General features: G+C 64.7%; 13 protein-coding genes. 5 read left to right on the top strand and 8 right to left on the bottom strand.

Annotated features, from left to right (window positions below):
• Positions 1–425 precede the first annotated feature (425 nt).
• The 3 genes from murQ to OJB03_RS00395 all read right to left on the bottom strand — a co-directional run bounded on the left by murQ (position 426) and on the right by OJB03_RS00395 (position 5,629).
• Positions 426–1,352 carry an N-acetylmuramic acid 6-phosphate etherase gene (gene murQ, locus OJB03_RS00385; RefSeq protein WP_263784330.1) on the bottom strand — a complete coding sequence of 309 codons (927 nt, stop codon included), beginning with the start codon at positions 1,350–1,352 and terminating at the stop codon, positions 426–428.
• A gap of 70 nt (positions 1,353–1,422) precedes the next feature.
• The gene (locus OJB03_RS00390; protein ID WP_263784331.1) at positions 1,423–4,221 is read right to left on the bottom strand and encodes a CHAT domain-containing protein; all 2,799 of its coding nucleotides are present in this window, start codon (positions 4,219–4,221) and stop codon (positions 1,423–1,425) included.
• An 823-nt stretch (positions 4,222–5,044) separates the two neighbouring features.
• Positions 5,045–5,629: an N-acetyltransferase gene (locus OJB03_RS00395; protein WP_263784332.1), complete on the bottom strand. Its 585-nt coding sequence runs from the start codon at positions 5,627–5,629 to the stop codon at positions 5,045–5,047.
• A gap of 127 nt (positions 5,630–5,756) precedes the next feature.
• Between OJB03_RS00395 and recF the strand changes: the two genes are divergently transcribed.
• Together recF and OJB03_RS00405 are read left to right on the top strand one after the other, a co-directional pair.
• A complete protein-coding gene (gene recF, locus OJB03_RS00400; RefSeq protein ID WP_263785523.1) occupies positions 5,757–6,995 on the top strand; it encodes a DNA replication/repair protein RecF in 1,239 nt (412 codons plus the stop codon).
• Between the two features lie 65 nt (positions 6,996–7,060).
• Entirely contained in the window at positions 7,061–8,596 is a 1,536-nt protein-coding gene (locus tag OJB03_RS00405; protein WP_263784333.1) for a M48 family metalloprotease, read from the top strand.
• A gap of 96 nt (positions 8,597–8,692) precedes the next feature.
• Here the strand turns inward: OJB03_RS00405 and OJB03_RS00410 are convergent, their stop codons facing one another.
• On the bottom strand, positions 8,693–9,139 hold the full coding sequence (locus OJB03_RS00410) for a MaoC family dehydratase (protein WP_263784334.1): 447 nt from the start codon (positions 9,137–9,139) through the stop codon (positions 8,693–8,695).
• A gap of 249 nt (positions 9,140–9,388) precedes the next feature.
• Between OJB03_RS00410 and OJB03_RS00415 the strand changes: the two genes are divergently transcribed.
• Positions 9,389–11,932: an efflux RND transporter permease subunit gene (locus tag OJB03_RS00415; protein ID WP_263784335.1), complete on the top strand. Its 2,544-nt coding sequence runs from the start codon at positions 9,389–9,391 to the stop codon at positions 11,930–11,932.
• Between the two features lie 2,114 nt (positions 11,933–14,046).
• Entirely contained in the window at positions 14,047–15,057 is a 1,011-nt protein-coding gene (locus OJB03_RS00420) for a DUF3667 domain-containing protein (protein WP_263784336.1), read from the top strand.
• A 580-nt stretch (positions 15,058–15,637) separates the two neighbouring features.
• On the opposite strand, the gene glgP is transcribed toward OJB03_RS00420, so the two are convergent.
• Positions 15,638–17,683: an alpha-glucan family phosphorylase gene (gene glgP / locus OJB03_RS00425; protein WP_263784337.1), complete on the bottom strand. Its 2,046-nt coding sequence runs from the start codon at positions 17,681–17,683 to the stop codon at positions 15,638–15,640.
• A gap of 522 nt (positions 17,684–18,205) precedes the next feature.
• On the opposite strand from glgP, the gene OJB03_RS00430 reads away from it, so the two are divergent.
• A complete protein-coding gene (locus OJB03_RS00430; protein WP_263784338.1) occupies positions 18,206–20,245 on the top strand; it encodes a hybrid sensor histidine kinase/response regulator transcription factor in 2,040 nt (679 codons plus the stop codon).
• Between the two features lie 8 nt (positions 20,246–20,253).
• On the opposite strand, the gene OJB03_RS00435 is transcribed toward OJB03_RS00430, so the two are convergent.
• From OJB03_RS00435 to zwf, 3 genes are read right to left on the bottom strand one after another with little or no spacing between them, the layout of a single operon-like run.
• Positions 20,254–21,198, bottom strand: a complete 945-nt coding sequence (locus OJB03_RS00435) for a hypothetical protein (protein ID WP_263784339.1) — start codon at positions 21,196–21,198, stop codon at positions 20,254–20,256.
• A gap of 37 nt (positions 21,199–21,235) precedes the next feature.
• Entirely contained in the window at positions 21,236–22,660 is a 1,425-nt protein-coding gene (locus OJB03_RS00440) for a mercuric reductase (protein WP_263784340.1), read from the bottom strand.
• Positions 22,661–22,720: 60 nt separating this feature from the next.
• Positions 22,721–24,232: a glucose-6-phosphate dehydrogenase gene (zwf, locus tag OJB03_RS00445; protein WP_263784341.1), complete on the bottom strand. Its 1,512-nt coding sequence runs from the start codon at positions 24,230–24,232 to the stop codon at positions 22,721–22,723.
• Positions 24,233–24,295 lie beyond the last annotated feature (63 nt).

Here is a 24,295-nt window from a genome sequence, read left to right on the forward strand (position 1 = left end):
GCGGGGCGGAGCAGCAGGCATCGAGGAGTCGCAGATGTTTCACGACCAACGGGGGAAAGCCACAAGGGCGACGAGGACGGACGGCCGTGTTTCACGTGAAACACGGGGAGCACGTCCGGAGGTGTCGGCTGGCTGCACGATACCGGTGCGGACCCACCAGGTGCGAACGCGGAATCAAGACGGTCAGGGGCGGCGCCCGCACGCCGATTCTGGGACCCGACGACATGGGAGATATGGCGGCCGTCGGAGAGCAACGAGGGGCCGCGACGTTGCCCCCGACCCGAGGTAGGGCTCCCCGAAAACGGGAAAGAGCCTGTGGTTTAGGGACGCTGTCTCGCGGTGCTCGACGTGACCATCCCAAAGAAGCGGAGAGACATGTGGTGGCTTCGGCCCGCTTCTCCGGCAAAAGCGAATCTAGAAAGGCGTTATCCGTCCTCCTCAATCGCCGGCCGCACGAAGCCATCGTTTGCGTCCAGCCGCCGCCGCGCCTCCGTTACGTCCACGTCCGCGAGGATCATGACGATGGCGGTCTTGACGTGCCCGTCGCAGGCGTCGAGAATAGCGTCGGCCTCCTCGTACTCGACGCCCGTCACCATCATCACCGTACGGATGCCGCGCTCCACGAGCTTCTCGCTGGTGCGCCGCAGGTCCACCATCATGTTCTCGTAGACCTTGCCGAGGCGCACCATCGCCGCGGTGGTGATCATATTGAGCACAAGCTTCTGCGCGGTGCCGCTCTTCATGCGGGTGGAGCCCATGATGACCTCCGGCCCCACCACGGGACAAATCGCCACGTCCGGGTCCACGTCCAGTTCGTCGCGGGGAACGGTGGTCACGAAGAGGGTGGGGGCGCCGATAGCGTCCCGGGCGTGCTCCACGGCCCCCACCACGAACGGCGTGCGCCCGCTGGAGGCAATGCCACACACCACGTCGTCCGACGTGACGTCATGCTCCTCCAGTGCCTCAGCGCCCGCTTGGGGCACGTCCTCCGCTCCCTCCTGCGACCGGAAAACTGCCTCGCGCCCGCCGGCGATGATGCCCTGCACCCGCTTCGGGTCGACGCCGAACGTGGGCGGACACTCCGAGGCGTCCACGACGCCGAGCCGCCCGCTCGTCCCGGCACCCACGTAAAAGAGGCGCCCGTCGGCCTCGAAGGCCTCGACGACGATCTCAACAGCCTCCGCGACGTACGGCAGCTCTCGGCGCACCGCGATGGGCACCTTGTGGTCCTCCGTATTGATGACGCGCAGGATTTCCGCCACCGACGCGGTGTCGATGTGGGTAGAGTGGGGGTTTTGCTGCTCGGTGGCGAGGTCCTCAAGCTCGTCAAACAGGGAGGAAGAGTTGGGCATGTCGGGAACGGGGGGCGATGCGGGCGTGCCGCGAGGGGAACGGGTTCAAATCGACGAGACTTCGGGGTCGCTAGGAGGCTGTGAGGCCCGTTCGGGAGCGAGCGTAAACGATGGACCAGGCGAGAAGGGCTATGAGCAGGGCGAGGGCCACAGGCTTCCACGACCAGAGAAACGAGCTGCTGCCAGGGCCAAGCTGCAGGGAGCGAGGGGAGCCGTAGAGTACCGTGGGCGCCCAGAAGAACGGGCTCACGTTTCCGGTGTGGGTCTCCAGGTACGTGAGCTTGGCCCGTCGGAGCGCCCGATCTTTGGGCTGCCCCGCCCGAAGATTCTGGTAGAAGTGCTCCATGAGCGCAACACTGGACTGGTCGGCCGTGGGCCACAGGTTGGAGACCGTCGACTGGGCCCCCATAACCCGAAAGGCGTACTGGAGGCCCGCCATGCCCTCGCCTCCCCGCAGCGTACCGCGGGCGGTACTGCACCCACTGAGGACGGCCAAGGGAAGAGCGCGATCGCGGGTCTGCAACTCGTGGAGAAACAAGAGCCCGTCCGAACTGGAGTCGGGGTGGAGGAGAAAGGCGTTTTGGAGCGAGGAGGAGGGGTTGACGAGGGCGTGCGAGGCCAGATGAAGCACGCTGGCCTGTCGGCTGGCGGTGGCGAAGGCTGTCTCTGTCGCGCGCTCGTCGAGAAACGTGTCGGCGTCGTCGAACAGACGGTCGAGGGTGTTGATCTCGGACTGCACGCCCGGCAGGGGCGGCAGAGAAAGGGACGAGGTCGCGGTCGTGCCGGCGCGGGAGGGGGGCAGGGACGACGAAGGGGGACGGAGGCCATCAAAAGAAGACACCCCGAAGGCCGCCAGGTCGGACGAGAATGATGCGGTACCCCCTCGCGTTTCCGAGGTGTCGGCCGCTAGGGAGGTCGACAAATCGAGCGCCGTCGGGCGTTCGTGAAGCACGAAGCGGGCCCGATCGTGGTCGTAGCGCCCCCCGGGGGCAGCCGTGGTCAACATCGAAAATGGCACGTGAAACATCGGCCCGTCGGGGATGACGGTCAGCGGCTGGCCGTCGGGAAGGTGCTCCGCCACGGGGGCGTAGAGGCGGTCGTGCAGCGCCCGAAGCGGACGGAGGTCGAAGTGCATCGCGCCGATTCCCTGGGACGCCTGCTGGTCCGCGAACAGGGGGGAGATGGAGGAGACGTGGTGCCGCACCGAGTCCTGTGTGAGGCCCGGGAGGGCGACCGTCCGGAGCGTGTCGGCCGTCAGCACGAACGCCGCAGAGCGGGGAGGCCGGTCGTACACCGGCCAGGGGGCGTCGAGGAAGTAGGAGACCAGGGCCCGGTCCTGCTGGCCCAACGAGGCAGCGACCTGGTCGATTGACGGCCGATCGGCCGTGGTGAGAGCGGGGCCCAGAATCTTCTGGCGGGCCGTCATGAGGGTCGCTTCCCGAGTTCGAAGGTCTGTTTCTTTAGGGGGGGAAAGCGTGTCTTTTGCCAATTGAGTACGCACATCTGAGAGAGCGCGCCCGATGCTATCGAGCCGGGCGCGTGTCGATGTCGGCAGTTCGTTGGCCAGGCGGGCCTGGGTACGCAGGTCCTGGAGGTAGCGTGCACGGGTCCGATCGAGGGCAGCGAGGGCTGCTCGGGGGCGCTCTTGAGCCAGGAGGGCCCGAACGAGCCCCCGGTGCGTGTCGCGCCATTGAGTGAACGCCGTCGAGGACCACTGCGTGGCGGTAAGCGACTCACGGTACTGTTCGATTACGGAGACCCCCTCCCGGTAGTATTTTTCGGCCATCGGCCAGTCGCTCTGCAGCTCGTGGAGACGTCCCAGTGCGCGCAGTGCACGACGCTGGTAGTCGAGGTCGCCGAGGTTCTCGGCGAGGGAAAGCGCCCGACGGAGTGTGGTCTCTGCTTGGGACCACCTTTCAGTTTGCATGTGAAGGACCCCCCGCTTGAGCAGAACAAGCGCCTGCTGCTGGACATCGCCGTCCGTGCGAGTATGCTGCAATGCTTCGTCGTTCAGGCGGTAAGCCTCGTCAAACTTCCCCAAATACCCGAGACTTTCGGACAACGTTATTGAGGCGTGGGCGAATTGCTCTGTGCCAGGGCCGGCGGCCGCTCGGCTGCGGCGGGCAAGCATTTGGGCTCGTTCTATCGACGCCCGGTCGAACTTTGTGTTGAGTGTTTTTTCGAGAAGAAGGTCCGCTTGGCTGTGTAGGAGTTCGGCGCGTTCTTCGGAATCGGAAAGTGTGCGCTTCTGATTCAGGCGTCGAGCCCGGCGAAAGTAGTAGCGGGCGGACTGGTAGTCCTGGGTGTGTTGGTAAAGAACCCCAACACTTCTCAGCAAGTCCATCCGTAGGCCCGTATCATCGTCCGGAGTGTTCTGAAGGGCTTTTAGGTACTGGTCAAGAGCGGATGAGAGGTTGCCGAGAAGGTGACGCAGGTAGCCCCGCTTCTGATAAATCTTGGAGCGTTCCTCTGCTCGAAATGCCTCCAGTTCGTCACGGGGAGGTGAGGTTTTATTGAGGTGGGCAAGGGCGTCGTCGAGAACCTCGACAACCCGGGAAAACTGAGCGAGCGCGGCGCGGAGGTATCCTTCCCATTTGAAGGTGTAAAGGGTTGCCCGAAAGGTTGAGCGCGCGTCTTCGGGAAGACGCTGGAAGCACTGGCGCGCATCCTGAAGTTGAGAGATGTAGGTCTGAAGCGTGTCGGCTGAAATATCCTCGCGCCCCGCCCACACGTGCTGGGCGTCCGAGAATGAACTGACGGGGAGCTCCGACTTTTTCGTGACGGGCAGAAGGTCTATGCAGTCGTCCCGGCTGGCAGTATCGGCCGGGGGAGAAAGTGTGATAAGAAGACCCAGTAGCAACGTCGTCACGACCGACAGGGGAAACTTGGATTTTTAGACTTTTTGCTTTACGCTTTAGCCAAAGGAAGTAAACCCTCGACAGTCGCCTTCAGACATTCGAACGTAGTTCGCTATGCTCTACCGCTCAGGTCGACATCTAGGCACGTTTCCAATGCAGCATGGCACGTCCACGTCTGGGGGAAGTACTCACCCAGAGGAGGGGGATGAGGAGGAAGAAGAAATTGAAACCAGTGGGGACGGAGATGAATAGCTCATTTCTCGCGTCTCATATGTGGGAGGCACCATGGACGGGAAGCGTCTCTTGGTCACTGGTTCCTCTCTGCGTTTTCCGTGGAGGCCGGTGTCTGTAAGCCGTCTGAGTTCTGGTGGAGCGGCGACGATCCCCTAATTAGAGGCACAGGAGGGAGGCAGTAAGGGACAGCGAAATTTTCAAATGGGTTTTCGGGTTCAACAGCCGGCTGGCCGTTCCGGGGGCGTCGTCTTGCCTTAGTGGAGGATCAGGGATGCGCGGAAAAGGGGAGAGGCCCTCGCGAATCTCGGTTCTTTGCAGGCCTCGTCTACCGCTTGATGCTCGCCGTGTCGCTCGTCTCTGGTGGCCGAACGGTCGCCGTAGACGACTCCCGTTCGTCGGGCTCACGTACCGAAGTCATGTCTTCCTTTCCAAAGTTTTCCTAACGTACAGGTTCGTGCCGGAAGTGTCGAACGCGCCGTGAAATTCAATCCGGGAGAGGGGGTCTGGTTATCTCGACCTCAGCGTTTCAGGTTGAGGGAAGGGCTGACCTGGACCGCCCAAAAACTTGTTCGAAAAACATATCGTTCGGCCGAGCACGGATCAGGACTGGTGCAGGGAGCGACCGTAGAGTGAGGCCGTGCACCGACACGCGCCCGAACAGACCGGACAGGTAGGGCGCGTGCCGGTCCGAGTGTAGTACCGCTCGACGGTGGCCAGGCACGTGAACCCGTACTTTGTGAACAGCACCCGGCTGTCGACGGGGCCGGGCCGGTGCCAGGCGATGCCGAAGGCACGAGGGACGGCCCGCTCGGCGAGCACCTCGAGTCGGCGTTCATAAAAGGCCGACCCAATCCCCTGTCCTTCCCAGTCGGCCTGTACGCACGAAAGGTGGAAAATGCCGTTTCGGCCGGCGAGCGGTGGGGCCACGTCGAGTGTCTCCAGTCCAAGATACCGGCGCGTGTATCCACGACTGGCGACATCCAGAAGCGAAAAGCCCACGACCTCGGGGGCTGAGGCAGCGACCGCGACGAGCCCGACTGCCGAATGGGTTGTGGAGAGCGCAACCTCGATCCACTCCTGCTGGGTGGAGGGCTCACCCCCGAACCGCTGGGTCCAGAGGCGCTGTGCGGCGTCGGTGTCGGCGCTCCGAAGGGGACGAACGAAGAACGTCTCTTCGGTGGGCATGTGGGCGTGAACACATGTGTGGACGATGGATGAACGAAGGCCCCCACCCGGTCGTAATGGATGAGTCCTCGGTCCCGACGACTGTCGGGACGCGCACCCCGACCCCCAGGTGGAAACCGCCTCGCTCATGATCCTCCACACCCTTCGTCTCCGGTCGTTCCGGGCCCACGCGGAGAGCGAGTTCAATCTCGCCCCGTCGATCAATCTTCTCTACGGGCCCAACGGGGCGGGCAAGACGAACGTACTGGAGGCGGTCCACTACCTGTGCCTCACCAAGAGCTTTACGGCCTCGCGGGACCGGTACGCCGTCCGGAAGGACGCGCCGTATTTCGAGATCGAGGGGCGCATCGGGCAGGTCCGCGAGGAGCCGATGACCGTGCGGCTGGCGTACGTGCCGGGCGAGGGCAAGAGCATCTTCGTGAATGGTGCGGAGCTCGACCGCCTGGCGGACATCGTCGGCACGCTGCCCGTGGTCGTCTTCTCGCCGGAGGACTACGACCTGACGGCCGGCGGGCCCAGCGAGCGGCGCCGCTTCGTGAACAACATCCTCAGTCAGGCGCGGACCGTCTACATGGAGACCCTCATGAAATACCGCCGTGCGCGGCGCCAGCGCAACGAGGTGCTCCGCAGCTACAAGAAGCGCTCCGCCCCACCGCCCGACGAGCTCCTGGCCCCCTGGACGGAAAAGCTCGTCGTACTCGGCAGCCGCATTGTGCACCGGCGCCAGCAGTTCCTGCAGACGTTCGCGGACGACCTTGAGGAGGCGTACCGCCGCATTGACGCGGTGGCCGAGCGGCCCACGATCGAGTACGACACGATTGCGGACCTGGCCCCCGACGCGACGCCCGACGCCATCGAAGACGCGTTCCGGGCGGCCCTCGACCGCAAACGGGGACAGGAGCGAGACCGTGGCACCACCCTCGTGGGGCCGCAGCGGGACGAGCTCGTCTTCCGCCTCGATGATCTGAAGGTGCGCCGGTACGGCTCGCAGGGCCAGCACCGCACCTTCGCCATGGCCCTCAAGCTGGCGCAGTACTTCTACCTGCAACAGCGAAACGACACTGAGCCGCTGCTCCTCCTCGATGACGCCTTCGGCAAGCTCGACGCGAAGCGCACCGGGGTCTTTCTCGATCTTCTTCGGTCGGACGCCGTGGGGCAGAGCCTCGTCACCGCCACGCGCCGGGGGCCCTTCGAACCGGCCCTGAGCGCGGAGCCCGCGTCGCACCGCGCCCTGCAGGTGCACCCGGGCGACGGGACGGCGGAGGTGGAGCCGGATCCGGAATACGCCCGTGGAGAGGCGACGGCCGCCAACGGCGTGGCGTCGGCACCCGCAGGAGCTGACGCAGCGTCAACGTCCCGCGACTGACTCGAGAACGACGCACAGATCTTTGCCGACACGTGTCTTTGCCAACAAGTGACAGCATGTCTTCGATGAGTAGGTCCTCGACTACACGCCGCGTCTCTGCTCGATGCGCGAGACTCCGGGCCCTCGTGCCCGTTCTGCTGCTGGTCCTGGCGGTCGGGACCGGGTGCGTCTCCACGGGCACGAACCCCGTTTCCGGCAACACACGGGCCTACGGCTATTCCTGGCAGGAGGAGATGAAGCTGGGCAAGAAGGCGGACAAGCAGATTCAAAGCCAGTACGGGGTCTACGACGACGAAGGGCTCCAGGAGTACGTCGACGAGGTGGCGCGGGAGGTGTTGGCGGAGAGCCACATGCGGCGGCCCGACACGCCCGAGCGGTTTCGAAACGCGGAGTTTGAGTTCCGGGTGCTCGATAGCCCCATCATCAACGCGTTTGCGCTCCCCGGCGGCTACGTGTACGTGACGCGGGGCCTCATGGCCCACCTCAACAACGAGGCGCAGCTGGCCATGGTGCTCGGGCACGAGATCGGGCACGTCGCGGCCCGACACTCCTCGCAGCAGGCGGCCCGTAAGAAGTTCACGCAGGGGCTCCTCCTCGGCGGGGCCGTCGCCGGGCAGGTGGCGTTCGGGGGCAGTGTCGCGGAGAACGTCATGGGAGTCGGGGGGCAGGCCGCGCAGTTGTTGTCCCTCAGCTACAGCCGCGACAACGAGCGCGAGTCCGACCGGCTTGGGGTGGAGTACGCCGTTCGGGCGGGCTACGACGGGGCCGAGGGGGCGGCCTTCTTCGAGTCCCTCGACCGGGTGCGGGAGCAGGGGGGGCAGTCCATTCCGACGTGGCAGTCAACCCACCCGGACCCGGGGGCCCGAAAACAAACGATTCCGAAGCTGGCCCAGACGTGGCGGGAAAAGGTGGGAAGGCCGGCCGAGACGACCGACCAGGATGCGTACTACGGCGCGCTCGAGAGCACTGTCCTCGGCAAGAACCCGCGCCAGGGCTTCACGGAGGATGGGGTGTTCTACCAGCCCGAGCTGGCGTTTCGGTTTTCGATCCCCAACCGCTGGGACGTACAGAACCAGCCCCAGCAGGTGGCCCTGGTACAGCCCGACCAGTCGGCCTACATGCTCTTCACGTTTTCCGACGCCGAGACCCCCGATGCCGCGGCCCGCAAATTTGCCGGGCAGGACGGGCTCTCCGTCCTCGATCGTCAGAGCACCTCCGTGAACGGAAACGACGCCCGGCGCGTCTTGGCTGAGGGGAAGACGCAGCAGGGGCAGGCCGTTCGCCTGCTGACCTACTTCATTGCCTACGGCGACAACGTGTACCAATTTCAGGGGGCGACCGGTGCCGATCAGTACGACGCCTACCGGCCCGACTTTGAGCGGACGATGACGAGCTTCGCCCAACTCACCGACTCGGAGAAGCTGAACCGGCAGCCCGCCCGCATCACGATCCGACCGGCGGACCGGGAGGAGGCGTTCCGCTCCTTCGTGGACACGGACGCGCTGCCGTCCGACATGACGGAGGAGGACCTCGCGATCATCAACCAACTGGACGTGGACCAGGTCGTCGCTCCGGACCGCCCCCTAAAGCTGCCAAACTGACTGGTGGAGAGCTTTGGGGAACACAGAACGGATGCCACGCCGGCTCCTGGTCCGGAGCCCACCCGACTGTGGGATGTGCGCTGCGTGTGGACCCCACTAGCGGCGGGCCCGATGGGGGTCCTCCTCCTCTTCCGTCGGGGGAATGACGCGCCCTTCGCCGCCGACGACCATCTGTCCCTCCCGGTAGATGTACGTGCGCAGCTTGACGTGCTTCTTGTCCTCAATCTTCTCCGAGACCTTCACCTGGACGCGGACCTCAGAGCCGACCGGGACGGGGCGGAGAAAGCGGCACGAAATGCCGACGGCGATGCTGCCGTGCCCGGGAAAGTCGCGGCCCAGCACCTTCGAGATGAGGCCGAGCAGGAGCACGCCGTGGACGATGGGCTTGCCAAATCGGGAATGTTCTTCCGCGTACTCCGCGTCGACATGCACGGGGTTGTCGTCGCCCGTGATGTCGGCGAACTTCTTCACGTCCTCCGCCGTGACGACTCGCGTCCATTCGTGGGAGTCGCCAATGTCAATCGATTCGTAGGTGTTGGCCATGAGCAGCGAGGGGGTAACGAAAGAGAAGGCAAGAGCATACGAGAAGTGGGAACCGCCAAGTTAGGAAGAAACGACGGGAAAACCTACCGCCCCTCAGGAAGAAGCGGATCAGAACCCCGTCGGCGTGTTTAGGAGCTGGGCGAAGAAAGCCGAGGAATCGGCGCGTTACTCCGGCGCGGAGGCGGGCGGCCCGTTGGCACGGGGCAAGAAAGTACATTTCTTTTTTCGGTCATTCAATGCACGAACGCAATGGATCGTCTTTTTCGGGCCCTCCGGCCATTTATCCGACGTGTAACGCAGCGTGCCGGAGGGGTGCTCGTGCTTGCTGTCCTGGCGACGGTCCTGGGGGGCTACGGGGCATCTCAGCTTTCCATCGATACCAACATCGCCAACCTCGTCCCCGAAGACTACGAAAGCGTCCAGGCGCTCAACACCCTCCAGCGTACTGTCGGGGGGGAGCGCGACATGGCGGTTGCCATCTCCAGTCCGTCGTTTGAGGCCAACAAGGCGTTTGCGGAAGATTTCATTCCGGAGGCCCTCTCTCTGAAGCAAAAGGCGGACACGAGCAAGACGTACCTGACGCGGGTCGAGTACAAGCGAGAGGTCGAGTTTTTGAAGGACAACGCGCTCTACTTCGCGTCCAACCAGGAGCTCCGCCAGGTCGAAGACTTTCTGCAGGACCAGATCGCGGAGGCCAAACGGGCCCGCCAGGACGCCAACCCGTTCTACTTCGAACTGGAGGAGGACGAGCCGGATACCACCGAGGCGTCCGGAGAGGGGCTGGAGGGGGTCTACGACCGCCTCATCGGCACCCGCTACCCGGTGTCCGACGACAGCACCACGATGGTGCTGCGGTTCTACCCGTCGGGATCAAACACGGACATCGGGTACATCGAGAACCTGTACGCCGATGCCCGATCCCTGGTGGACCGAATGGATCCCGAGTCGTACCACCCGGAGATGGAAATCGTGCTCGCGGGGCGCCTGTACCGGCAGCTCGTAGAGGTGGACACCATCTGGAGTGACGTGACGGGCTCGTTTGGGGTGGGGGTGGGGACGGTGCTGCTCGTGGTCATTCTGTACTTCCTGTACAAGGCCTACCGGGTGCGGTCGGGGCCGGGCTTCGACGGCCGGGTGCTGCTGCGCGAGTTGGTGCGGGCACCGGTGATGGGCCTCGTGATCGGGGCGCCGCTGTTCATGAGCCTGGCCTGGACGGGCGGCGTGGCCGCTCTCTTGTTCGGGCGCCTCAACCTCATGACCTCGACCCTTGGGCTCGTGCTCTTCGGGCTGGGCATCGACTTTGGAATCCACTTCTACGCGCGGTACGCCGAGGAGCGGGCCGACGGGCACTCGGTCGTCGATGCGGCGGAGCGGACCTTCGTAAGCACCGGCCAGGCCATCGCCGTCGGGGCCTTTACGACGGCCGGGGCCCTCTACGTGCTCGTCGTGGCCGACTTCAAGGGCTTCAGCGAATTCGGGGCCGTCGCGGGGACGGGCGTGCTCTTCGCGCTCCTGGCCATGACGGTGGTGATGCCGGCCCTGCTGGCCCTGTTGGAGCGGGCCGGCCTGCTCGACCTGCAGAGGGGCGCTGGCGTAGAGGCGGAGCCCGAGGACGCACCGCGGCGGTATTCGGCGGCGCGGCCCGTCGTGGTGGGGGGGCTCGTGGCCGTCCTCGCGGCCCTGGCGCTTGCCCCGCGGGTGGACTTTCAATACGACTTCGGGGTGCTGGAGCCCGAATACACCGAGTACGAACAGCGTGACCAGTACGTCGACCGCGTCAGCACGGGGGGCAGCGGCAACCGCCGCAACCCGGCCTACATCGTGGCGGACAGCCGGGAGGCCGTCCCCAAGATCGTGGAGGCCGTCCGCACGAAAATGCGGGCGGACACGACCTCGCCGACCATCCTGGCGGTGGAGAGCCTGCAGGAGCGGTTCCCGCTCCGCGACACGGCCCAGGCGTCCAAGCTGGCCCGCATCGCCCAAATCCGAGAGACCGCCACGGAAAACCGATACCTCCGGGACGAGTCGACCGACGCCCTCAACCGGCTGCGCCGCGCCGCCCAACCCCGCGAGCCCATTCCGCTCGACCAGGTGCCCCGGTCGCTCCGGAAGCAGTTTACGACGAAGGATGGGGAGCTCGGGCGGTTCGTCATGATCTATCCGTCCGTGGGCCTGTCCGACGGCCGGAAGTCCATCGCCTTCGCGAAGGACGTGGGCACCATCACAACCGAGGGCGGCGAGACCTACCACGCGGGCTCGACGTCGCTCGTGGCCGCGGACATGCTGATGCTGTTGCAGCGGGAGGCGCCCTGGATGATTGGGGGCACGTTCGTGATCGTCGCCCTGCTCATGCTGCTCAATTTCCGGTCGCTCCGGTGGGCCGGGCTGGCGCTCGTGCCGCTCGTGGTGGGCCTGCTGTGGATGCTGCTGGTGATGGAGGTCTTCGGGCTGAAGGTCAATTTCTACAACATGGTCGTCTTCCCCGCCATCCTGGGGATCGGCAACGACGCGGGCGTGCACATGGTGCACCGGTACCGGGAGGAGGGCCCTGGCTCCCTCTGGACGGTGCTGCGGTCGACGGGCGAGCACGTTACGATGGGCACCCTCACGACGATGGTCGGGTTTGGGGGCTTGCTCCTGAGCTTCCACCCCGGCCTCAACTCGATGGGGACCCTCGCCGTGCTGGGACTAGGGACAACCCTGCTGGCGGCGGTCGCCTTTCTGCCGGCGCTGCTGCAGTGGCTGGAAGACCGGGAGGCCGCCCCCGACCATCGGGACGACGTCGTGGCGTAAATACCAAGAAGGTAGGGCGGGCTCGACTGTGCGTAGTTTCCTGTGGTGCCCACGACGGCTCTTCATCTCCAACGCGCATTCATCGCGGGGCGCGGGGACGTGGTCGCGTCCCAGGCGCGAGTACATGCGAGAGTGGGCACAACGGCGTTCGGCAAAATCGCGTTCGAGCGTATTGAGGAGACTCGTGATGCTCCCGCCGTATCGTTGGCACGTGGTGGGTGCAGGCCTGGCCGCTTCTAAATAGTGCGACTGTCAGTGCCTGATTGAAGGAGGTGCGTAGCGAAAGAGGGGAAGGGGCGTGATGGAGCCGTCTCGTCGGCTGCGTGGCTTCATGGCCTGTTGGACCGCCGGGGGAGAGCAGTGATGATGCTGGAAGAAATGGGTGGCCCAGTGCACATATGCCTTTTTCTTATGGTCGCTATAATGACGAGACCGGTACGTCTGCCGTACGGGGTTGAGTAGCTCGGGCGATCGCGGGCATGGCGACAGGCAGTAGGCTTCGACGTAACGCACAGCTTGAAAATACGATCGCTAGCATTGACTATATCGGACAGTGTGAAGTATTCCTTAACCCAATTCAGCTGTCATGGCCACGACAGGCGAAGACGACCGAACCGACAGCTGCGAGCTCAGCAAGCGGGATTGTAGCCTCCTGATCACTTCGTTTGTAATAGCGGTCGTACTTGGCCTTTCGGGACTGCGAGATGCAACGGATGGCTCTCCTATCCTCGTCATGGAAGTAGGACTCCCGCTGCTCATTGCCGGTGGCATTGGGTATGTGCTACTGCGAGGTAGGAGCTGACTTGTCAGCCACAGGCAAAACCGTGTGGCATAACCGCCATTGCACTTGATTGTGGGCTGCTGCCGCTTTTTGTCCGACAATGTCTCCGCCGCCTCAGTCGCGCCTTCCTGGGCCCTATGTGCAGGTGGTTCTTCTATCGTGACGATCCAAGTCACACTATAATTTTCTCCACGCGCAACCAGAAATGAGCACTCTTCTGCCACTGTTCTCTTTACTCGTCGGCGCCGTCGCCTTTGTCTCTGCCATCCTTGTGCGTCAGAGACAAGAGTCTAATTCGCGTTTGTTTGTCGTGCTCATGGTCGCTGGTATTGTCTGCGTGGCTGTCTCGATGGTTTTGAGCGGATTCGTCGTAGGAAGATCGATGTGAACGACGGACTTGCCACGGGCGCCGTAACACACGCTGCTGACAACGGGCGGATGCTAAGTGCAAACGAGCGATGCTTTGGCAGTACCCTTCGTAACCCGGTGAGCCTGTTGCGGCAGAGCTCCACCATCTATGCCTCACTACGTTGCTGCTCATAACTCAAGTTGAATATGACTACGCCAGACCCCCCCCAGTGACGAGGAAGCACCCGCTACGCTCAGCACACTAGCCAGATCCCTTCTGTTCATCTCCATATTCCTCGCGGGCATTCTGTTTGGATACGGGTTCATGGAGATGGAAGACAGCAATTGGATTCAGATTGGTGTGGAGGTGGCCGTACCCGCCCTGCTCTTACTCAGTGTCAGCTATGTTTTTATAGAAAGCAGCGAATCGTAGCTATAGAAAGCAGCGAATCGTAGCTGACCAGCCCAAAAATAACTCGGCGGTACTGTCAAACGCTGTCTAAACAGAGAGATAGTTGTCCCGTCGGCCGCTGGATGTGTTCATCCCCATCCTGAACAGAATCCTTTCGGCAGCGGAACCCCCGACTCGGACCCCATCGAGCCAGACGTTGTCCAGTAGATTCCTCCGCCTCCGTTCTCGTGACTAGGATGACTTCCATGGGTTCTCCTGCACGGCATAACACTTCGCTCCACCCGATGAAAGTAGATGCCGTTCTGCCGATCTCTGACGCAGAGTCCCGCCTGTACTCCCTGCACTCGTGATGCCACCACTTTTCGCAGGTGAGCTTTCCGTTCTGCCACGCCTCCTTGTACGAATACATCGAGTTGCGGCTTGCGTCCTCACGGGTCCTTCGGGGCATGCTTCTGCAACCACCTTGTGCGGAGCCAACCGCTTCCTATCGTCCGTTGCGAATCGCGCTGTGTCCCGCTACCTTGCCTGATTGACACAATGCCCAACGATTTCTTCATAGTGTCCCTCTCGTAGATGTCCGCTTCTACAAGTAGCCAGGATGCAAGTAGCGAGGGCGGGTCCACCGATCAGAAACACTCATCTGAGGTGGAGTCCCCTGACGATCGGGCCGCCGAGACGGCCACCGATTCCGTCGAGTGCCCAAGCTGTGGGCGAACCTTCTCGGGAACCTACTGCCCGGACTGCGGGGAAGAGGTGGGCGGTTCGCTAACGGTAGGAGACGTGGCCGGCGATGCCTTCCGAGAGATGTCCGAGATTGGAGGCGGGCTTCCGGCCACACTGGTCGGGTTGACCATTCGTCCCGGGGAGGTGCTTGAAGAGTACCTCTCCGGAGCGCGCAGGCAATACATGAGCCCCGGACGCTACCTTGTGGTGGCGGTCATCCTGTTTTTAGGCGTGACGCAAGGGCTTACCTGGCTCGGCCTTCAAGAGCCCCTGGTAGATTCAGCGATGATTTCGGAGGAATCCACCAGGTTCATGGGTGAGGTCAACCAACTAACGCAATCTCAGTGGTACACTCTCGTGACGGTCTTTGTCCAAGCAGGAATACTGGGCCTTCTCTTTTGGCGCATCTTCGGGGAAGAGCTACGCCGAGGAGCCGAGGCATTGGCAGTCGGTGTTTTTTTGATCGCACACGCCTCGATGTTGTCTGCCGGTTCTAAGCTACTGCTCGTTCCCTCGGTCTCTCTCTGGAAAGGGGCGGCCGTCGATCCGTCGATCTCATTGAGCGTAGGTACTTTCATCTCGTTTGTCTATCCTGGCGTCGCAGCCTACCGCGGGTTTGGGACAAGTTGGAGCAGTTTATTCAAAGGTTTGCTGGGATCGATGTGGGCGTATATCGAAATAGCTGGGATTGGGGGTATTGGAGCGTTTTGGTATGTCTTCTTCACCTCGCCCAATTTGCGTAAAACCCTTGAGAGCGGAAATGAAGTCGCGGCTTTCACAGTCGTCGGGGGGCTTACCGTAGTGTGCCTACTCCCTCTGCTTCTCCACGCTGGGATGGAAGCGTACTACCGTCTGCGCTAGTTTGCACCGTCTGAAAGCGTCACTCTCGGTGACGCCCCACTTGCGAAGGGGATGCGTGGATCAACTTGGGTGATCTATAGAAAGCGACTATGGGACTGTGCTCGGTAGGGAGTGGGCTCTGCGGCCGCCGCGATAGGAGAGACCAGTTGATCGTACGCTGACCTTGAGGAGCATTGCCACCCGGTACAGCCGATGCTGGACAACGGCTGTTCTCGATCGATGGTATCTCAGTCAAGACTTGTGTGTTGAGGAGATCAAAGTTCCGAGGCCGGTTCGTTATTTGGGGACACCGGCCATCAGCTTTAGGGCGTCCCCGAGACACTTCGTTCCCGATCTTGCTCACCAGCAGAGGGCGCAGTGGGACAGGGCGGGGGCGTCCGTGGCGACGCAGTCGTTGAGTCCGTATTGGGGAGGAGCACTTCGGTGTGCCACCCACGCTTTGTAAGCCCCGACTGGGCTCAACTGTAGTGCCCGCGTCCAGCTCCCCGTGAGACTCGCGCCGCAGACCCCTCGTGCGAGGACGTGAGCACAGACCTGCGCCCAAAGCAACGACGCGGGCCGGGGCGCACGCCACGAGCAGCTAGCCGTCGTGCCGGTACATTTCCTCTACGTAGTCAAGGACCATCCGCTTGGCACTGAAGGGCGCCGGGACGCCGGTTATGGCCTCGCGCATCATGTCGATCCAGTCGGTGGGCAGGCCGTCGTCGTCGCGGGTGTAGAAGGTGGGAAGCACGCCCTCTTCGAGCTGCCGATACAGCGAGGCGGCGTCCTGCTCGTCCTGCACCTCGGGGTCGGCCTCGCCGTAGTCGCCGGTCGGCTCCGGCCCGATGGCCCAGCCGTTGTTGCCGTTGTAGCCCTCGGGCCACCAGCCGTCGAGCACGCTCAGGTTGAGCCCGCCGTGCGCGGCCACCTTCTGGCCGCTCGTGCCGGAGGCCTCCAGCGGGCGGCGCGGGTTGTTGAGCCACACGTCGCAGCCAGACGTGAGCATGCGGCCCATCTCCATGTCGTAGTTCTCCAAGAAGATGACCTTCCCGTCGAAGCCTTCTTCCTGACTGAGGTCGTAGATGCGCCGAATGAAGTCCTTGCCGGCGTCGTCGTCGGGGTGGGCCTTGCCCGCGTACAGAATTTGCAGTGGGCGGTCCGAGTCGGAGAAGAGGGCCCGGGCGCGCTCGCGGTCCCGGAAAATGAGCGGGGCGCGCTTGTAGGTGGCGAAGCGGCGCGCGAAGCCGATGGTGAGGGCCTCGGGGTCGAGGTCGGGGTGCATCGGGAGGCTCTGCTCCTGCACCTTTTCCTCAACGTAGCGGAGCAGGCGCTCGCGGAGCGAGCACCGGAGGCCCCAGAGCGTCTCGTCACTCAGGTCCGCGAGGTCGGTCCAGTCGTCCGGGTCCTGCGCCTCCGTGAGGTCGACGTGGATGTGGTCGGCGAAGAAGTCGCGGGCCGGCCCGGCCGTCCACGTGGGCAGGTGGACGCCGTTCGTGATGGCGTCGATGGGGACCTCGTCGAGCGGGCGGTCTGGGTAGAGGTCCTCCCACTGCTGACGCGCGACGTGGCCGTTGAGCTCCGAGACGCCGTTCGCCGCCCGGGACAGCTTGAGGCCGAGAACGGTCATCGTGAAGGTCTCCTCGTGGTCGTCCGTGTGGACGCGGCCGTAGCTGAGCAGGTCGTGGTTGCTGAGGTGAATTTCGTCCCGGAATCCGGCCATCGCCTCCGAGAAGAGGTCGGGGTCGAAGTGGTCGTGCCCGGCCATCACCGGCGTGTGGGTGGTGAAGACGCTGCGGTCGCGGACCCACGTTTCGGCGTCGGCAACGTCGTCGCCCGCCGCGAGCCGCTCGCGCAGTAGCTCCAGCATGAGGAACGCGCAGTGGCCCTCGTTGGCGTGATACACGTCGGGCGTCACGTCCAGGGCCCGCAGCATCCGAAGCCCCCCGACGCCGAGGACGAGCTCCTGGTGGATGCGCTCGCGGTCGCCCCCCTGGTACAGCCGACGCGTGAGGGGCCGATACTCGTCCGGGTTGGCGTCGAAGTCCGTGTCGAGCAGGTACAGGTCGGTGTGGCCGAGCGCCACCTTCCAGGTCCGCACCGCAATTTCGTGGGTGCCGATGGGCACCGTGACGGTCAACGGATCGCCGCCGCCTTCCGAGACGAGCGAGACGGGATGCTTGGCTGGGTCGAGCACCGGGTACGTTGCCTCCTGCCAGCCGTCGGCGTCGAACGACTGTCGGAAGTATCCCTCCCGCAGAAAGAGGCCGATGCCCGTGAAGGGGAGGCCCAGGTCGGAGGCGGCTTTCGAATGGTCGCCGGCCAGCACGCCGAGGCCACCCGAGTAGAGTGGAATGCTCTCGTGGAGGCCGTACTCCATGCAGAAGTACGCCGTCTCGGGGGCGTCCTCCACCTGCGGCGTCCGCTCCATGTAGTCCCGGTAGCGCTGGTAGACCGCGTCCACGTCGTCCTGGAAGGACGGGTCGTTCAGCACCTCGTCCTTGGCCGTTGCGAGGGCGGACCGAGGGTTGTCGTCCGACGCCCGGTACACTTCAGGGTTGAGACGCCGGAAGAGGGACCGCGCCTTAGGGGTCCAGGTCCACCACAGGTTGATGGCAATGGATTCGAGCTTGTCGCGCGACGTCATGTGGTCGGAAGACATAGGAGGAAGGACGATGAGCAGACGCGGCGTACTGCGGATGCGCGGGGGACCTTAGAACATCCCATGTACAAGGGTCGCAGTGCAAGACGGATTTGCCAAGTGCCTAGCGTGAAAATCCAATGACCCCCCGATGCGGAAGGGTCGGTATCGGTACGAGGATCCCGTCATCAAACAAGAATTCTGTCCACCGTGAACCAGGAAAGGCGGGCAAATGTCCGCGGTGCCCCAGTGAAAAACATGCGCTGGGGTAAGAGGAAATGAACGAGGCAAAAAGTTTCGTTTTTACACAGCTCCTGATCCGCATACCATTCCTGTTTAGAGCGCCCCGAGGGATGTGTGGGGCGAAAAGGGCGTTGAGGGCGCTGTCCGATTCGGACCGGGGGCGCGTTGGCATACGTTTTTCTCTTCGTTGATATATGCCGCATCGGTCCGTTCGTCTGCCGGCAATCAGACTCACATCCGCGCGCCGGCGCACCGCTTTCCCGCGTCCAAACTTTACGTGCTGTCATGACTGCTCCCCCCGAGGCTGATTCCGATGGCCTCGCCGTTCGAGCATGGTCTGGACTGTGGGGGACGGCCGTGGGTGCTGCGCTCCTCGGGCTCGGGCTTCTCGTGACCGGACGCCTAGTGGGATTGGCCGCATCCTGGTGGGGGGGTGTGCTACTCGCCGGGAGCGGGATCGGGGCGATGGCGCTCCTGCACGGGCGCCGCCTGCGCCGGATGCGTCGGCGAGCGGAAGCCCGCATCGACGCGGCCCGCGAAGAACGAGACGCGGCCGAGGAGGCGCTCGACACGGCCACCAACCGGGTTGAGACGCTCGACGAGATGCGCACGGCCAAGTCGCAGTTCCTCGAAGAGATCAGCCACGCATTTCGGCGCCCACTGACCCTCACCCTCGGTCCCATCGACACCCTCCTGGATGGGCGCTACGGGGCCCTTGGCGACGAGGTGCGGACGCAGCTCCGCCTCGCGGAGCGGAGCGGAACGCGCCTCCTGTGGCTCGTGAACCAGCTGCTGGACCTGGCAGAGTTGGAAACGGGCCGTATGTCCCTCACGCCCACCGACGGTGACCTGCCGTCGTTCGTGGTCCGGGGCGTTCGGTCCTTCGAGGCCCTTGCCGAGCGTCGAAATGTGCGTCTCCACTTCGAGTCGACCCTCGACGATCCCGTTGCCTGGTTCGACGAAGAAAAGATGGAGACGATGCTTGCCAACCTGCTCTCCAGCGCCCTCCGCGCCGCGGCGGAAGACGGCACGATCCAGGTGACCGTCCGCTCCTGCTCCCCCCCGGCGGGCGTCGAAGAAGAGACGGATGGCCTTGAACTCGTCGCCGAGCACACGGGGGAGCAGGGGCATCCACCCGCGGACGACGATCTGTGGAGGACGCGCGACGATCAATCTCTCCAGGCGCCAGATCGCATCGGCACGCGGCTCGGGCTGCACCTCGTGGACGGGTTGGCCACCCTGCACGGCGGCACCTTGCAGATCGACCACGCGGCCGACGGCACGGTGCGATACGCCGTCCGGCTGCCCCGGCGTCCCCCGGGCCACGATCTTCCCGTGTCGGGCGCGTCGGGCGCGCACCCGGGGGCATCCTCGGCCGACACGAGAGAGGCGTCTCCGGAGAACGACTTTGGCCAGGACCCCCTGGTGCTCTCCCGCGAGGCCCTGTCCAGCCGGACGGACACGTCGGCCCCGGCCCCGAACACACCCGCCGAGTCGCCGGATGAGGACCGGACGACCGTGCTGGTGATCGACGACAACTCGGTCGTCTGCACTCTCGTCCGGACCCACCTGGAGCCAGAGTACCGGGTGGAGGAGGCCCACGACGGGGCGGAGGGGTACACCCTCGCCCGGACGCTGCTGCCAGACCTGGTGATTAGTGACGTGATGATGCCGGAGGTGGATGGGTTCGAACTGTGCCGGAAGATCAAAGAGGATCCCGACATCGACCACGTGCCGGTGGTCTTTCTCACCGCACGGGCTGACCTGGAGGACAAGGTCGAGGGCCTCGACGTGGGCGCCGATGCCTATCTCACCAAGCCCTTCGAGCCGGAGGCACTGATTGCACACATCGAGAACCTCATTGCCACACGACGAACGCTCCGGGAGTCGTTCGGCGAAAGGGGGGGCGCGGCGGCAGAATCCCAAAATGCCGCGGATGAGAGAAGCGACGGGGCCGAGAAGGCGAACGAGGAGCTCCCCCCGACCGCCGAGGCTGCCCCGCTGCCGGACCGAATTGAGGAAGCGATCGCGGAGCACCTCACCGACCCCGACTTCGGGGTGTCGGAGCTGGCGGCGGCGACGGCCCTGAGCGCCTCTCAGTTGCGGCGCCGGATGAAGGAGGCCTACGACCGCACGCCGGTGCAGCTCATTCGCCGTCGTCGGCTGGAGGCCGGGGCGCAGCTGCTCCAAGAGCGGGAGGACGTGACGATCGGAGAGGTGGCCTACGCGGTCGGCTTCAACAGCCAGTCGTATTTCTCCCGCTCGTTCCGGGACGAGTTCGGCGTGCCACCGTCGCAGCACCGGGGGGAAGGCGCGGCTGTGTAACGCCCCCCTTACCCCTCACCCGGCAACGACACGAACCGTGCGTTTTCGGGTGGCTCCAGTTCCGACTCGTCGAACGAGCGGCGGTATGAGATGCTGTCGGCGACGGCCTCACTCTGGAGCGTATCGCCGGGCCCGTCGGCCTCCGAGTACGAGTAGCCCTCGAACCGGGTCGGCACCGTCAGGCCATCGACGGTCACGTAATCCTGGTAGTCAAAAAACGTCTGGGGCAGGTCCTCGTCGGGGCCCACGTCGCGCCCGTAGCTCACCGTGTACCGGATGGCGTCGACTTGCCCGGTCGACTTGTCGAGGTAGAGCGTATACGTATCGTCGGGCGAGTCGCCCACGGTCTCCCCGAACGTGACCCGCACCATGTCGTGGGGCGTGCCGTCGATCGAATCGTCCGGGAGGGCCTCGTACTGGGCGCCGGGGTCGGCCAGGACGAACGGGATCTGCTGGAAATAAAAGCCCGTCAGCGCCCAGAAGCGCGGGTTGAGCCGCTTGAGGGAGTCCGGTGCGATCCACGCCCGCTCTCCGTCCCACGCAAACCGGGCGTCCACCGGCCGGGCAGCATCGTATGAGCCGATGGTTTGGAGGTCGTGGTGGGCGTGGCGCGTGCGGTTGTCGACGACGAGAAACGACTCGAAGCGGAGGTCGGCCCCTTTGTTGGCGTAGGCCCAGGTGTAGGAACTGGTCGGGGCCCGGTACCACGCCGCGAGTCCGCCGTGCGCCTCGATGGCCTCCAGGAGACGCTGCCCGCCCTCGTTCTGGGTGAGCCGGCTTCGGGCATCCGCAACACGACGCTCGACCTCGTCTTCGGGCACAACGTTCGCCGCCGAGGACGACGACGAGTCTCCAGCGCCGCAGCCCATCGTCCCGAGCGCGACGGCGAGAAGGAGCGTGAGCCCGGCAACCGAGCGGCGGGGCAGGGTGGGACGAGGAGGCACAGGGGGCATGAGGATACGGGGAGGGTGAATGATAATAGTAGCTGGGTCAGTCTTCGCCCCCCGACGGTTCCTCGGCCGGGCCCAGGTCGAGGCCCGCGAACAGGTTGTTGAGCGACTCGGCCAGCGTGGGGTGGGCGAAGGGCGCGGCCTGGAGGCGATCGACGGGAAGGTTGCCCATCATCGCCGTCTGCAGGATCGACATCACCTCCCCACCCTCGATGCCCAACACGGCGGCGCCGAGGAGCCGGTTGGTCGTCGAGTCGATGACCGCCTTCATGAGGCCGCGCGTCTCGTCGACCTCCAGGGCCCGGGCCACGTGGGTCATCGGCATCTGCGCCACCGTCACGTCGAGGCCGCGGTCCTGGGCCTGCGCCTCGGTGAGGCCCACGCGGCCCAGCTGCGGGTCGGTGAAGAGGGTGTAGGCGACGAGGCGATCCTCGGTAGTATGGTCCCCGCCGTGGAGCCAGTTGTCCTGGAGCACGCGGTAGTCGTCGTAGGAGACGTGCGTGAAGGCCGGGCCGCCCGTTACGTCCCCAATTGCGTAGATGCCGTCGGTGGTGGTGGCGAGCCGGTCGTCCACCTGCACGTGGCCCCGCTCGGTGGTCTCCACGCCCGCCGCACGCACGTTCAGCGTGTCGGTATTCGGGCGCCGGCCCGCGGCCACGAGCAGTTCGTCCCCGGCCACCCGGTCCGGCGCGTCGGGGCCGTCCAGGTGGGCCGTGATCGTGCCGTCCGTCGACCCGACGGCCGTCAGGCTCGTCTCGTTCAAGACGCGGATTCCGTCTTCGCGCAGGATGTCCTGGAGCGCCTCCGCCACGTCTGCGTCCTCGCGGCCGAGGACGTGCTCGCCCCGGTCGATAATCGTCACCTCCGCCCCGAATCGCCGAAACATCTGCCCGAACTCGAGGCCGATGTAGCCGCCGCCGAGGATGAGCAGGTGGTCCGGCACCGAGCCCAGCTCCATGATGGAGGTGGACGTGAGAGGATCAACATCGTCGAGCCCGTCGATGGGCGGGATGACCGGACGGGCGCCGGTGTTGATCACGATCCGGTCTGCCGTCAGGGTGCTCGTCTCGCCGTCGCCCAGATCCACCTCCACGGTCGTCGCGTCGACGAACCGGCCGTCGCCCTCAATGAGATCCAGGTTTTCCTTTTCCTCGATGCTGCTGCGGCTTCCGGACCGAAACATGTCTACGATGTCGCGCTTGCGCTGGCGGACCGTCTCCAGGTCAACGCTCACCTCACCGGTTTCAACCCCGTAGTCCCCCGCGCGGCGGGCGAGGTGGGCCACCCGGGCGCTGGCAACCATGGTCTTGGTGGGGGTGCACCCCTCGTTGACGCACGTCCCGCCCACGTGGGCACGCTCCAGGAGGGCAACGTCGTGCCCCGCCTCGGCGACCGTGCCGGCGAGCGGACCGCCGCCCTGGCCGGCGCCGATAACGATGAGATCGTAGGGGGTCGGGCTTGGCATTCTGGAAGGGGGCGTTTGGAAAGAGGACTTGGCGAAAGAGGCCAAAGAGTGGGGCGGTCGCTACGAGGAGGCCGCCTCTGCGCGTCGGGCACGGGCGCGGCCACTCGAAGTCCAAGTCGGGAGCAGGCGATCCACCGCGTCGGGGCCCCACGTGCCCGCCTCGTACGGATGGACGGAGAGGTCCGTCTCCAAGAGGGGCGTGTAAAGCTGCCACGAGGCCTCCACCTCGTCGGCCCGGACGAAAAGGGTGGCGTCTCCCACGATGATGTCGCGCAGGAGCGTTTCGTAGGCGTCGGGGACGGGGCCGAAGGCGTCCTGGTAGGAGAAGCTAAGCTGCTGCGTCTCCAGGGTCATCGAGCCGTCGTCGCTGTTGCCAGGGGCCTTCACCTCGAAGCGTAAATCAAACCCCTCGTCCGGCTGCAGCGTGATAAGTAGCTCGTTCGGGGAGGCCTCACAGTTCGCGTTCTGCGGAATGCAGGGCCCGCCGTCCGCCTGAAAGAGAGACACCGGCGCGCTTTGAAAGCGCACGGCGATCTGGGTGAGCTTTTGCGGAAGCCGCTTGCCTGTGCGCAGGAAAAACGGAACGCCCTGCCATCGCCAGTTGGCGACGCCCAGGCGCAGGGCGGCGAAGGTCTCGGTGCCGGAGTCCGCCGGCACGTCCGACTCATCCCGGTAGCCGGGCACTGGCTCGCCGTCGGCGGTGCCGGCCTGGTACTGGCCGAGGACGACGTCGGACTCGGGGTCGGGCTGCTGCACCGCATTCAGGACCTTCACCTTTTCGTCGCGGATGGCGCCGGCGTCCATGCTGGCAGGCGGCTCCATGGCCACCAGTGACAGGAGTTGGGTGAGGTGGTTCTGCACCATGTCGCGCACGTGGCCGGACTGGTCGTAGTAGCCGGCCCGTCCTCCCACGCCGAGCGGCTCGGCAACCGTGATCTCCACCCGATCGATGTGCTCCCGGTTCCACATCGACTCGAAGAGGGCATTCCCGAAGCGGAAGGCCATTAGGTTCTGCACGGTCTCCTTACCCAGGTAGTGATCGATGCGGTACACCTGGTTCTCGTCGAAGTGGTGGTGGATCCGGTCGTTGAGGCGTTGCGCCGAGTCGAGGTCGTACCCGAACGGCTTCTCCACCACCACCCGCGTCCAGCCCGAATTCGTGTTGAGCCCCACCTCTCCGAGTCCCTCAATGGCCTGGGTGTAGATGCTGGGCGGGAGGGAAAAGTAAAAGGCGCGGTTGCCGGGCAGGTCGCGGTGCCGTTCCAGCCGCTCCACGCGCTCCCGCAGGCCCTCGTAGTCATTGCCCTCGGGCCCGAGGGACTGGTAGTACAGGTTCCGGGTGCACCAGGCGTCCACCTCCTCCTCCGGATGGCCGTTCTCGCGGAGGGCCGCCCGGGCCGCCTCCCGAAACCGCTCGTCGGACCAGTCCGACCGGGCCGCGCCCAGCACGACGCACCGCCGGGCCATGTCCTCGTCCTGCATCAAATGATAGAGGGCCGGGATCAGCTTCCGCTTCGTGAGGTCGCCGGTGGCCCCGAAGATGACGAACAGGTGGGGGTCAATCTGAGACATATCCGGAGTGCGAGTGTCGAGGTGCGAACGGGAGTGGGGGAACGGGGGACATCTCCGTTCGGC

The organism is Salinibacter grassmerensis, from assembly GCF_947077765.1.
In the GTDB taxonomy this organism is placed as follows: domain Bacteria; phylum Bacteroidota; class Rhodothermia; order Rhodothermales; family Salinibacteraceae; genus Salinibacter; species Salinibacter grassmerensis.